We start from the raw sequence: 399 nt of genomic DNA, 5'->3' as shown, positions 1-399 counted from the left end.
GATCCTGGAAGCAGGGTGCTGGGTTCACGCCAGGCGCCCGTTCTTCGCCATGGCCGATCTTGAGGAGAACGCCCGGCGGCAGGCTGCGGGCAAGAAGACGATCGCCCTCTCTCCCCTTGCGGTCGAGGTCGTGCGCCGCATCGACGCCCTGTTCGAGATCGAGCGGCCGATCAACGGCAAGAGTGCGCAGGAGCGCAGGACAGTTCGCCAGGACCTGAGCAAGCCGCTTGTCGATGCGCTTGCGGTCTACATGCGCGAACAGCGTGCCAAGCTCTCCCGCGGCCACGACCTCGCCAGGGCCATCGATTATATCCTCAAGCGCTGGGCAGCCTTCACCCTGTTCCTGGATGACGGGCGGGTGTGTTTGTCGAACAATGCAGCCGAGCGCGCGCTGCGCGG

Annotated in this window: 1 protein-coding gene; it reads left to right on the top strand. The window is 65.7% G+C overall.

Features of this window, described 5'->3' with window-relative positions; genetic code table 11:
- On the top strand, positions 1 to 399 hold a 399-nt coding region (locus tag AC1DIO_RS35575; RefSeq protein WP_476854981.1), incomplete at both ends, for an IS66 family transposase.

The organism is Allobosea sp. 05T439 (genome assembly GCF_056396005.1).
This window is presented reverse-complemented; position numbering and strand designations above follow the sequence as displayed.